Consider the following 11,654-nt stretch of genomic DNA (forward strand, 5'->3'; position numbering starts at 1 on the left):
GGTTCGTAGGCAGGTGCTTCGTCGGCGAGTGCTTCGTAGCCGGCTGTTACGCGGCTCCCGCCCCGGTGAGTGCCCGCACCTCGGTCTCCGCGTGCTTGGCCTCGTCCGCGGGCTCCGGCGAGGTGACGGTGCCGAGCCACCCGGCGAGGAAGCCCAGCGGGATGGAGACGAGCCCCGGGTTCTCCAGGGGGAAGTACTGGAAGTCCACCCCGGGGAAGAGCGAACTCGGTCCTCCGGAGACCACGGGTGAGAGCACGACGAGCACCAGGGAGGGCACCAGGCCGCCGTAGACGGACCAGACCGCTCCCCGCGTGGTGAAGTTCCGCCAGAACAGCGAGTAGAGCAGTACGGGGAGATTCGCGGACGCGGCGACCGCGAAGGCGAGGCCCACCAGGAATGCCACGTTGAGGTCGCGCGCGAGCAGCCCCAGGCCGATCGCGACCACCCCGACGCCCGCGGCGGCGAGCCGCGCCACCGCCACCTCGCTGCGCGGCTTGGCCCGCTTGCGCCGCAGCGACGCGTACAGGTCGTGGGCCACGGACGCCGAGGAGGCGAGCGTGATCCCGGCGACGACGGCGAGGATCGTGGCGAAGGCGATCGCGGCGACGATGGCGAACAGAACCGTTCCGCCTGTGGAGTCCGCGCCGCCCCCGAGATCGAGCGCGAGCAGCGGAACCGCCGTGTTCCCCGCGGCATTCGATCCCCGTACGGCATCGGATCCCACGATGGCGGCGGCACCGAAGCCCAGCACGATCGTCATCAGGTAGAAGCTGCCGATGAGGCCGATGGACCAGACGACGGAGCGGCGGGCGGCGCGGGCGGTCGGCACCGTGTAGAAGCGGGAGAGGATGTGCGGGAGACCGGCCGTGCCGAGGACGAGCGCGAGCCCGAGGCTGATGAAGTCCAGTCGCGAAGTCCAGTCGCCGCCGTACTTCAGGCCGGGCGCGAGGAACTGGCTGCCGTGTCCGCTGCGGTCGGCCGCGGTCCGCAGCAACTGGTCGAAGTCGCCGTGAAAACGCACCAGAACGAGCACGGTCAGCGCGATCGCGCCGCACATCAGCAGGACCGCCTTGACGATCTGGATCCAGGTGGTGGCCCGCATCCCTCCCAACGACACATAGACGACCATGAGCGCGCCGACGCCGATCACCGTCCAGGCCTGCGCCGCCCCGCTCGTCCCGCCGAGCAGCAGCGCGACCAGAGAGCCCGCCCCCACCATCTGCGCCACCAGATAGAGAACGGACACGGTCACCGAGGAAGTTCCCGCCGCGATGCGCACGGGCCGCTCCCGCATCCGGGCGGCGACGACATCGGCGAGCGTGAACCGACCGCAGTTGCGCACCAGTTCGGCCACCAGGAACAGCACGACCAGCCAGGCGACGAGGAAGCCCACCGAGTAGAGCAGCCCGTCGTACCCGAAGAGGGCGATCAGTCCGGAGATGCCGAGGAAGGAGGCGGCCGACATGTAGTCGCCCGCGATGGCGAAACCGTTCTCCATGGGGGAGAAGAGCCGCCCGCCCGCATAGAACTCCTCCGCCGAGCCGTGCCGGTTCCGGCTCACCCACGTCGTGATGCCGAGGGTGACGGCCACGAACACGCCGAACAGCAGCAGCGCGAGCGTCTGGTGGTCCCCGGTCATCGCTCGCTCCCCCGGACCGGCTCCTGCGCGCCCCACGCGCCGGGTTCCCGCTGGTGATCGAGTACGCGCTGGTCCTGCTCCCGCTTCTGCTCGAACACGGCCCAGCGCAGATCGAGCGCCGCGCGATCCCTCCTCAGCCGGGCGTGCCGGGCATACGCCCAGGTCAGCAGGAAGGTCGTGAGGAACTGCCCGAGGCCCGCGACCATCGCCACGTTCACGGATCCGGCGACGGGCCGCGCCATGAGGCCGGGCGCCGTCGTCGCCGTCACGACATACGCGACATACCAGGTGAAGAAGACGGCCACGCCGGGGACGACGAAGCGCCGATAGCGGGCACGCACCTCCTGGAAGGCGGCACTGCGCTGGACCTCCAGGTAGATGTCGGCCGCGCTCGCGCTGCGCTCCGGCGCGGATCGGGGCGGCACCACGGGCGCCGGCGCCCCCGTGCCGTCCAACTCGCCCCAGCCGGAGGCAAGCGCGTCGTACCAGGGATCTCTCGGATCACCGGTCCGCGCCTGCCCCGCATCGCGCCCGTCGTGCTTCTCCACCGAACTCTCCTTGTCCGCAGCCCTGTTCGGCCGCGTGCCCAAGGATGGACAGAACGGGAAGATCCCTGACTCTTCTCTCCCTCCTCTTCACCCCATCAGGTGAAGGACCTCACCAAAGACCTCATTCAGACCGGCCTGGCCCCCGGCGGCTTGCTCGGAGGCGTGACGAGACCGTGTCCGTAGGCATAACGGACCGCCTGTGCGCGGTCCTTGATGCCCGTCTTGGCGAAGAGGTTGTTGATGTGCGTCTTCACCGTCGCGGTGGAGACTTGCATCGCGCGGGCGATCTCCTGGTTCGTCAGTCCCTCGGCGATCAGGACGAGCACTTCGGTCTCGCGCGTGGTCAGTCCGTCGGGCGGCTCCGCCGCGGGCGCGGGCTGCTCGGGTTCCGAAAGCCGCTCCAGCAGACGCCGCTGGATCTGCGGAGACAGCCCCGCGTCGCCCGAGAGCACGTCCTCGACGGCCCGCACGATCTCGTCCCCGCCCGCGTCCTTGGTGAGATAGCCGCGAGCACCCGCTTTCAGTGCGGGGAAGAGCGAGTCGTCGTCGGCGAAGGTGGTGAGGACGACGACCTGCGTCCCCGGATACTCGGCCCGGATACGGCGGGTGGCCTCCGCGCCGTCGACCCGCGGCATACGCAGGTCCATCAGCACGACGTCCGGAGACAGCTCGGCCACCAGCCGGACGGCCTCCTCCCCGTCACCCCCCGAACCGACGACCTCGATACCGGGCAACAGCCCCAGCAGCATCACGATGCCCTCGCGCACCACGGTCTGATCGTCGACCACGATCACCCGCGCCGGCGCCCTGGCGCCGCCGTCCGTCCTCATGTGGGCACCTTCAGCGTCACGTTGAAGCCCTCCTCGCCCGGCCCGGCCGTCAGGGACCCGCCCAGCAACTCGGCCCGCTCCCGCATTCCGAGCAGACCGTACCCGGCCCCGGACGCCGCGAGTTCACCCGGTGGCCCGCCCGAATCCCGCACGTCCAGCGTCACTTCACCCTCTCCGTAGGCCAGCCGCACGGACACCTCGGCGCCCGGCGCATGTTTGCGGACGTTCGTCAGAGCCTCCTGTGCGACGCGCCGCACCGCCTGTGACGCCTCGGCGGGCAGAGCGCGCCGCTCTCCCGTCACGGACACCGACGCCTTGTCCGAAGCGACCAGATCGTGCAGGAAATCCTCGACCGGTGTCATCTCTCCGCGCAGCGCGGAGAGCGCCTGCCGGGTCTCCGAGAGCCCTTCGCGGGCCATGGACCGCGCCGCCACCACCCGCTCCAGTATCTGATCGCGTGTCGCGTCCCCTTCGATCAGCAGACGCGCCGCCTCCAGGTGGACGAGCTGCGCGGAGAGGCTGTGCGCGAGCACGTCGTGGATCTCGCGGGCGATGCGGGCCCGCTCGGCGAGCGCGGCCGTCTCGGCCTCCGCGGCGCTGGCGGCCCGCTCCTGGGCGAGGAGCCGCTGGGCATTGCCCCGCGCGTCGGCGTCGAGCCGCAGGGTGTACCCGGCAAGCGCGAGCCCGACGACGATCAGGCCCGTGACGAGCCAGTTGTCGTTGTTGTACACGGCGAACGCGATCATCGCCACGGGCACACAGGCCGCAGCCGCGAGGAGCGGCAGCCGCTCCAGGGCCAGGACGCCCGTGCTGCACCAGAGGACGAGCGCCAGCACCCTCCAGTCGCCCGCCTGCGCGGCATATCCGGCCCCCATCAGCAGGAGCAGCAGAGCGACCGAAGGCCACAACCGCCGGTCGAAGGAGGTGCGCAGGAAGGCCCAGGCGAGCCCGCAGCAGAGCACGACCAGGCCGACCCCGGCCACCAGAAGCCAGCCTCTGTCGTGCTGGAACGCGTTCCACAGCAGGGCGCAGGCGACCGCCACCCTCAGGACCCTGACGAACCACAGCCGGGCGACGCTCTGCCCTCCCCGGCTGAGCGCTTCCCGCGAGGGCCATCTCATCCACCGGTCGGAGATCACACGGGGTCCTTCCGCATCGGCTCGTACGCCGCGTCCGCCACACCGTACGCCGGGCGGAACAGGCCGGCCCGCTGCGCCAGCACCCCGCTGCGCACGAGGAGGGTGGCCGCGAGGGCCAGCATCAGAGCGGCGCTGCCCTGCCGCACCCCGAGCAGCGCGCCGATGCCGAACAGACCGAGCCGCAACCCGATCCCGGCGGTCCAGACGATGGCGGTGGCCTTGGTCCCCTTGCCCCACACGGCACCGTCCGGTGCCGTCCACACATGCGTGGTCCGCGCCCAGCCGAAGCCCATGGCCAGACCGACCAGCAGCTCCGCACCGAGCAGCACGGCGGCCACCGCCCGGTGGTGCGGATCCAGCAGGTCCGGATCGCGCACGGCCATGAGGACCAGCACGGCAGGTATGACCCACCAGCGCCTGTCCGTGGTGATCTGCTGCGCCTTGAACTGGCGCGCGATCACCAACGCGACGACGGCGCAGATCACCAGAACATTGGTGAGCCCAGACATGACGGCCTCCGTGCAGCGAAGAAGTGCGGAGCCGATCCGGGAAGGACCGACGCCTTCGACGCTACGGAAATGGCCTGGTCAAGGCATCGGAGCAGGGGTGGAACGTGGGTGGAGCCGACGGCTCCACCCACGGGTGGAGAGCGCTACGCGTCGATGCGCGAGCGGTCCAGCGTCGCCGCCGAGCTCGTGATGAATTCCTTGCGGGGCGCGACGTCGTTGCCCATCAGCAGATCGAAGACCTGCTCGGCGGCCTCCAGGTCGCCGATGTTGACCCGTCGCAGAGTGCGGTAGCGGGGGTCCATGGTGGTCTCCGCGAGCTGGTCCGCGTCCATCTCGCCGAGGCCCTTGTAGCGCTGGATGGAGTCCTTGAAGCGGATTCCCTTGCGCTGGTACTCGAGAAGCGTCTCGCGCAGCTCGTTGTCCGAGTACGTGTAGACGTACTTGTCCTGGCCCTTCTTCGGCTGCACCAGCTCGATCCGGTGCAGCGGCGGCACGGCCGCGAAGACCCGGCCCGCCTCCACCATCGGACGCATGTACCGCTGGAAGAGGGTGAGCAGGAGAATCCGGATGTGGGCGCCGTCGACATCGGCGTCGACGAGGAGAATGATCTTCCCGTAGCGCGCCGCGTCGATGTCGAAGGTCCGTCCGGACCCTGCCCCTATGACCTGGATGATCGCGCCGCACTCGGCGTTCTTCAGCATGTCCGTCACGGACGCCTTCTGAACGTTGAGGATCTTTCCGCGGATCGGCAGGAGCGCCTGGAACTCGGAGTTCCGCGCCAGCTTGGCCGTGCCGAGCGCCGAGTCGCCCTCGACGATGAAGAGCTCGCTGCGCTCCACGTCGTCACTGCGGCAGTCGGCGAGCTTCGCGGGCAGCGAAGAGGATTCCAGGGCCGTCTTCCGGCGCTGGGCGTCCTTGTGCTGACGGGCCGCGATGCGCGTGCGGGCCGCGGCGACGGCCTTCTCCATCACGGCGCGCGCCTGCGCCTTGGCGTCGCGCTTGGTGGACGTCAGGAACGCCTTGAGTTCCTTGGCCACGACGTTGGCGACGATGCGGTTGGCCGCCGAGGTGCCGAGCACCTCCTTGGTCTGGCCCTCGAACTGCGGCTCGGCGAGGCGGACCGTGACGACCGCGGTGAGGCCTTCGAGGGCGTCGTCCTTGACGATGTCGTCCTCGGCGACGCGCAGCACCTTCTGGGCCCGCAGCGCCTCGTTCATCGTCTTGGTGAGGGAGCGCTCGAAGCCCGTCACGTGGGTGCCGCCCTTGGGGGTGGCGATGATGTTGACGAAGGACCGCAGCGTCGTGTCGTAGCCCGTGCCCCAGCGCAGCGCGATGTCCACGGCGAGATCGCGGGTGACCTCGGTGGGGGTCATCTGGCCGTGGTCGTCCAGGACCGGGACGGTCTCCTTGAAGCTGCCCTGTCCGGTGAGACGCAGGACGTCACAGACGGCCTTGTCCTGCGCGAGGTACTCGCAGAACTCGCTGATGCCGCCGTCGAAGCGGAAGGACTCCTCGCCCTTGGTGCCGCCCTCGCCGAGGCCGTACTCGTCGCGCACGACGATGGTCAGGCCCGGCACCAGGAACGCGGTCTGCCGGGCGCGCTGGTGCAGCGTGTCGAGGTTGAGCTTGGCGTCCTTGAGGAAGATCTGGCGATCGGCCCAGTAGCGCACGCGCGTGCCGGTGCGCGTCTTGGGGATCTTCTTGGCCTTGCGCAGCTTGGCCGACGAGTCGAAGTCGGCGTCGGGGCCGGGCTTGGCGAAAGCTCCGGGGACACCACGACGGAAGCTGATCGCGTGGGTGTGCCCCGCGCGGTCCACCTCTACGTCGAGGCGTGCGGACAGGGCGTTCACCACGGAGGCACCCACGCCGTGCAGGCCGCCGGAGGCGGCGTAGGAGCCACCGCCGAACTTGCCGCCCGCGTGGAGCTTCGTCATGACGACCTCGACCCCGGAAAGGCCGGTCTTGGGCTCGACATCCACCGGGATGCCTCGGCCGTTGTCCCGGACCTCTACTGAGGCGTCGTCGTGGAGGATGACTTCGATGTGGTCGCAGTAGCCGCCCAGGGCCTCGTCGACGGAGTTGTCGATGATCTCCCACAGGCAGTGCAGCAGGCCACGGCTGTCCGTGGACCCGATGTACATGCCAGGACGCTTGCGAACGGCCTCGAGCCCCTCCAGGACGAGCAGGTGCCGCGCGGTGTAGTTGGAACCGTCCCGGTCTGCTCCGGTCAGCAACGCTGTGGACGGCACGGACGTCTCGGCGGTCACGCGGTTCGCTCCTCGCTGAATTTCAAATGGGCCCCTTTGGGGTAAGGGCCCGGCTTCGGTTGCCGCTCAGAGGGTACCGAGGCCTGGTAGAGCCGTTGTAACGCCACCCTCGTCTCAACTCACACTAGTCCAGTGCCGCACGCTTGTTCGATCCCTCGATTGAGTGAAGCGCACGTCACGTTCCCTTCCAGGCATGAACCATTTAGGCTCCGGGCACGTCCTCATGAACAACCGGCAACCCAGCCGGCGGACGACCGACCTGACAGACAGCGCGAAACCGTACGACACGTTAGAGACGTAATACGGCACATTCGCCGCCAACCGGCAGCAGACAGCCGCCTCGGAAAAAACTTCGAGGAAAAGCCACGAGCGGGAACGTTTTCGGCCTGGTTGGATGTTGACCCTGGTACGACAGCTCGTCGAGCTAGAGAAGAGGCGACGTGACTACTGTTCTGACCCCCGCGAGCCCCCTGACGGCCGCTGATCGCTGCGACCGCTGCGGCGCCCAGGCATACCTGCGCGTCGTCCTGTTGAGCGGCGGTGAACTGCTCTTCTGCGCCCACCACGGCCGCAAGTTCGAGCCGGAACTCAAGAAGATCGCCGCTGAAATACAGGATGAGACGGAGCGGCTGACGGCCGTTCCCGAAACCACGGACGAGGATCGCTGACACCTCGCACCCACGACGAGCCATCCGGCGCTCATCAGGCCGGTGATCGGGCGGCCACCCCTGCCAACCCCAGGGGTGGCCGCCCGATCTCGTCACACGGGCGCCCAGGCGCCTTCTCGGCGGCCCTGCGCGACGCCCCGCACTCCCCGCGCCGGCAGCTCCGGCATTTTCAGCCGCGCAGAGGCACGTCCTGCGCGACACCCGAAATCCGCGTGTAGACACCGGGACTACCCGCCCGGCCGCAGCCGCTGCCCCACGACACGAGGCCGATCAGCCGCCCGCGCGCGATGAGCGGACCGCCGCTGTCCCCCTGACAGGCGTCACGGCCCCCCTGGACTTCCCCCGCACACAGCATGGATGCGGGCGTGTACGTTCCGTCAGAGCTGCCCGGATAGGCCTTCTTGCACGTCGAGTCGGGCAGTACGCGCACATTCGCGGCGCGCAGCGTCCGCGCGTAATCACCCGCTCCCGTCGTGTCACCCCACCCGTAGACGGCCGCGCGGGTGCCGGGCTCGTACGCCGGGTCGCCCTGACCTGCCATGTCGATCACATAGTCCTGCGGCAGCGGGCTCGCCAGCGTCACCACCGCCACGTCACCGGAGTTCGATGTGCTGTCGTACTTCGGATTGACCGTCGCCTCGCGAACCGGAATCTCACGGCCCGTCGACGTGCCCAGATCGTCCCGGCCCGCGATCACCTTCAGGTCGCTCATCTTCCTCAGCGGCACTCCCAGGACTTCTTCGCCCAGGCAGTGCGCCGCGGTGAGGACCGTCGAGCGTCCGACGACCACTCCTCCGCAGAACTGTCCCGAGCGCGTACCTCCGAACCGGTCACGGCTGGACAGCGCCACCACCCACGGGCTGTCGGCCACCTTGACCGGGCTGCCCCCGATGACGATGCTGTCGGCCGCCGCGGGGGCCGGTGAGGCCAGCGGCAGTACCGCCACCGGCGCGACAAGGGCCAACGCCGCCGTAAATGTTCGGGCGAAAGGACGAGGCATGCGATCTCCCCACTCTGAGTTGCCATGGCACACCCACAGTGATCGAGAGCGGCACGCCCCGCACCCTCGCCACGCGCGTCCGGAGCAGGGCGGACGCATAGAACAGGTCGGCGCCGGGTGAAGGCATCGAACAGACAGAAGACCCGAGGCCTCGGTGAGGCTTCGGGTCTTCTGTCTGGAGCTCTGCTGACTAGTCGAGGTAGTCGCGCAGGACCTGCGAACGCGACGGGTGACGCAGCTTCGACATCGTCTTCGACTCGATCTGACGGATGCGCTCACGCGTCACTCCGTAGACCTTGCCGATCTCGTCGAGGGTCTTCGGCTGGCCGTCGGTGAGACCGAAGCGCATGGAGACCACGCCCGCCTCACGCTCGGACAGGGTGTCGAGCACGGAGTGCAGCTGCTCCTGGAGGAGCGTGAAGCTGACCGCGTCGGCCGGAACGACCGCCTCGGAGTCCTCGATGAGGTCACCGAACTCGCTGTCGCCGTCCTCACCCAGGGGGGTGTGGAGGGAGATCGGCTCGCGGCCGTACTTCTGGACCTCGATGACCTTCTCCGGGGTCATGTCGAGTTCCTTGGCCAGCTCCTCCGGGGTGGGCTCGCGGCCCAGGTCCTGGAGCATCTGGCGCTGCACGCGCGCGAGCTTGTTGATGACCTCGACCATGTGCACCGGGATACGGATGGTGCGGGCCTGGTCGGCCATGGCGCGGGTGATCGCCTGACGGATCCACCAGGTGGCGTACGTGGAGAACTTGTAGCCCTTGGTGTAGTCGAACTTCTCGACCGCGCGGATCAGACCGAGGTTGCCCTCCTGGATGAGGTCCAGGAAGAGCATGCCGCGGCCGGTGTAGCGCTTGGCCAGGGAGACCACCAGGCGGAGGTTGGCCTCCAGGAGGTGGTTCTTGGCGCGGCGCCCGTCCTCGGCGATGATCTCCAGCTCGCGCTTGAGCTTCGGCGCGAGCTTGTCGGCGTTCGCCAGCTTGTCCTCGGCGAACAGGCCGGCCTCGATGCGCTTGGCGAGCTCGACCTCCTGCTCGGCGTTGAGCAGCGGGACCTTGCCGATCTGCTTCAGGTAGTCCTTGACGGGGTCGGCGGTGGCACCGGCCGCGGCGACCTGCTGGGCCGGGGCGTCGTCCTCGTCCTCGTCGGACAGCACGAAGCCCTGGGCACCCTCTTCCGCGGGCTCGCCCTCACCGGGCTTGCCCTTGGCGGGCGCCTCCTCGGTGGCCTCGTCGTCCAGGATCTCGTCGTCCTGCTTGGACGCACTCTTCTTTGCCGTCGCCTTCTTGGCGACGGTCTTCTTGGCGACGGCCTTCTTTGCCGTCGTCTTCTTGGCGGCGACCTTCTTCGCGGGCGAGTCCTCGGCTGCGACATCTGCGGCCGACGCCTCGGGGGCGGCGGTCGCGGTGGCCTGCTTCGCCGTGGCCGTCTTGGCCGCGACGGTCTTGGTCGCGGTGCGCTTGACCGGGCTCTTTGCTGCGACGCTCTTGCGGGGGCGCTTCGGCTCCGCGGCACTGACCATCAGCGTCACACCCTCTTCCTCGAGGATCTGGTTGAGGCTGCGCAGAACGTTCTTCCACTGAGTGGCCGGAATCTGGTCAGCTTCGAAGGCACGACGCACGTCATCGCCGGCGATCTGCCCATCAGCCTTTCCCCGCTCGATGAGCGCCATGACAGAGACGGATTCGGCGATCTCCGGCGGGAGCGTACGGGATGTGCTGGCCGACACGAACAACCTCTCGGAACGTTGGAAAACGGCTTCCGGCCCCGTCCATTGTGGACCAGGACCGACGACCGACGACTGGGGATGGGCCGACGGCGCAGGCGGGGCCGGGGAGCTACACAGCGCCGCGAACGACTGCTGTATTCCTTCCTCGGCTATCACCTCTTAGGTCATCGCGCTGCCCCGAGGAGCGTTACGCCCAATCTACGTGGCCCGAGTCACACCCCGTAAGCACTCAAAAGCGGCCAGATACGGTCAGAAGAGTCCAGACCTAGGCTCTGAAGGCCGCTCGCAGGGCGACAACCGTGTCGCCGGGCTCTGACGGATCCCCGAGGAACCCGCAGAGGCCCGGCGACGGTGCCGCGCAGGCGGAGTGATGAGGTCGGGCCGCGAGGCGCATGATCCGGCCGTACGGACGCAGACCCGGCCCGTCAGTGCTCGCGGGGGGCGGGCACGACGCGCTCCACCTCGGGGTGGGCCGTGAGCAGCTGCCGCATGGCGGCTTCGGCGCCGGGCCCGTCGCCCGCCCCGAGAGCGTCGACGATGCGCGAGTGGTGGACCAGAGACGTCTCCGTGGGACGGTCACAGCCGGTGACCGGGCCCCCCGAGACCTGGAGCGCGGCCGAGACGATCCCGGACAGGTGCTCCAGCATGCGATTGCCCGCGAGCTGGATGAGCAGCGAGTGGAACTCCGCGTCGGCGCGGGAGAAGGTGATTCCGTCGCCCTGGCTCAGGGCGTGGCCCATGATCTCGACCATGTCGGCGAGCCGCTGCTGCACCTCCTCGCGGCCGTGGCCCGCGGCGAGCCGGGCGGCGAGGGGCTCGATCGTCCAGCGAAGCTCGCCGAGCTCGCGGCGCTGGTCATCGCGCTGCGGCCCGAAGGCACGCCACTCGATGATGTCGGGGTCAAGGAGGTTCCAGTCGCTGACGGGGCGCACGCGCGTGCCGACATTGGGCCTGGCGCTGACCAAGCCCTTGGCTTCGAGTACGCGCAGCGATTCCCGGACGACGGTGCGGGAGACCTCGAAGCGCTGGCCGATCTCCTCGGGGACGAGCGGGCGGTCGGCGCCCAGGTCACCGGAGACGATCATCTGGCCGAGCTGTTGAACGAGTTGGCCGTGCAGTCCACGGCCGCGGCTGCCTGCGGTGCGCCGGCCGACGCGGCCGAGATCCTGGTCGGCGCTGTCCCACGAGGGTGCGACGACGCGATCGGCACCGGAGGCCTCCGCGTAGGGGTAGCGGTCGAGTTCGCCCGGACCGGCGAGGCCGGAGTCGGCGGAGCGGGCGGCGGTCATCATGGTGTGCGCAAGGGTACTCACGGAACCTTTGTC

Annotated in this window: 10 protein-coding genes; 1 reads left to right on the top strand and 9 read right to left on the bottom strand. The window is 69.2% G+C overall.

Features of this window, described 5'->3' with window-relative positions; all coding sequences use genetic code 11:
* Positions 1–46: 46 nt before the first annotated feature.
* The 6 genes from ACQKIP_RS01985 to ACQKIP_RS02010 all read right to left on the bottom strand — a co-directional run bounded on the left by ACQKIP_RS01985 (position 47) and on the right by ACQKIP_RS02010 (position 6,932).
* On the bottom strand, positions 47–1,639 hold the full coding sequence (locus ACQKIP_RS01985) for a solute symporter family protein (RefSeq protein ID WP_365858202.1): 1,593 nt from the start codon (positions 1,637–1,639) through the stop codon (positions 47–49).
* The gene (locus ACQKIP_RS01990; RefSeq protein WP_365858200.1) at positions 1,636–2,187 is read right to left on the bottom strand and encodes a DUF485 domain-containing protein; all 552 of its coding nucleotides are present in this window, start codon (positions 2,185–2,187) and stop codon (positions 1,636–1,638) included. Before ACQKIP_RS01990 ends, ACQKIP_RS01985 begins: the two co-directional genes overlap by 4 nt.
* A 125-nt stretch (positions 2,188–2,312) precedes the next feature.
* A complete protein-coding gene (locus ACQKIP_RS01995) occupies positions 2,313–3,017 on the bottom strand; it encodes a response regulator transcription factor (protein WP_365858198.1) in 705 nt (234 codons plus the stop codon).
* Positions 3,014–4,156 (bottom strand): sensor histidine kinase, encoded by a 1,143-nt coding sequence (locus ACQKIP_RS02000; protein ID WP_365858196.1) that lies wholly within the window; start codon positions 4,154–4,156, stop codon positions 3,014–3,016. The genes ACQKIP_RS01995 and ACQKIP_RS02000 overlap by 4 nt, the downstream gene beginning before the upstream one ends.
* Positions 4,153–4,665 (bottom strand): DUF1453 domain-containing protein, encoded by a 513-nt coding sequence (locus tag ACQKIP_RS02005; protein ID WP_365858194.1) that lies wholly within the window; start codon positions 4,663–4,665, stop codon positions 4,153–4,155. The genes ACQKIP_RS02000 and ACQKIP_RS02005 overlap by 4 nt, the downstream gene beginning before the upstream one ends.
* Before the next feature lie 143 nt (positions 4,666–4,808).
* On the bottom strand, positions 4,809–6,932 hold the full coding sequence (locus tag ACQKIP_RS02010; protein WP_365858192.1) for a DNA gyrase/topoisomerase IV subunit B: 2,124 nt from the start codon (positions 6,930–6,932) through the stop codon (positions 4,809–4,811).
* Between the two features lie 440 nt (positions 6,933–7,372).
* On the opposite strand from ACQKIP_RS02010, the gene ACQKIP_RS02015 reads away from it, so the two are divergent.
* Positions 7,373–7,600, top strand: coding sequence for a DUF7455 domain-containing protein (locus ACQKIP_RS02015; protein ID WP_351173659.1), 228 nt, complete (start codon positions 7,373–7,375; stop codon positions 7,598–7,600).
* 169 nt (positions 7,601–7,769) lie between these two features.
* Here ACQKIP_RS02015 and ACQKIP_RS02020 read toward each other — a convergent pair whose 3' ends face one another.
* From ACQKIP_RS02020 to ACQKIP_RS02030, 3 genes are all read right to left on the bottom strand, one after another.
* Positions 7,770–8,600, bottom strand: coding sequence for a serine protease (locus ACQKIP_RS02020; protein ID WP_365858190.1), 831 nt, complete (start codon positions 8,598–8,600; stop codon positions 7,770–7,772).
* A gap of 190 nt (positions 8,601–8,790) precedes the next feature.
* Positions 8,791–10,335, bottom strand: a complete 1,545-nt coding sequence (locus ACQKIP_RS02025; protein ID WP_361197781.1) for an RNA polymerase sigma factor — start codon at positions 10,333–10,335, stop codon at positions 8,791–8,793.
* Positions 10,336–10,754: 419 nt separating this feature from the next.
* Entirely contained in the window at positions 10,755–11,642 is an 888-nt protein-coding gene (locus ACQKIP_RS02030) for a FadR/GntR family transcriptional regulator (protein WP_361197784.1), read from the bottom strand.
* Positions 11,643–11,654: the final 12 nt, after the last annotated feature.

It is taken from the genome of Streptomyces sp. NPDC059900 (assembly GCF_050270335.1).
In the GTDB taxonomy this organism is placed as follows: Bacteria; Actinomycetota; Actinomycetes; order Streptomycetales; family Streptomycetaceae; genus Streptomyces.

What these genes read in the sequence shown, in the direction of transcription:
- ACQKIP_RS01985 (WP_365858202.1), bottom strand. Translation starts at nt 1,639, where the DNA reads ATGACCGGGGACCACCAGACGCTCGCGCTGCTGCTGTTCGGCGTGTTC.
- ACQKIP_RS01995 (WP_365858198.1), bottom strand. Translation starts at nt 3,017, where the DNA reads ATGAGGACGGACGGCGGCGCCAGGGCGCCGGCGCGGGTGATCGTGGTC.
- ACQKIP_RS02005 (WP_365858194.1), bottom strand. Translation starts at nt 4,665, where the DNA reads ATGTCTGGGCTCACCAATGTTCTGGTGATCTGCGCCGTCGTCGCGTTG.
- ACQKIP_RS02020 (WP_365858190.1), bottom strand. Translation starts at nt 8,600, where the DNA reads ATGCCTCGTCCTTTCGCCCGAACATTTACGGCGGCGTTGGCCCTTGTC.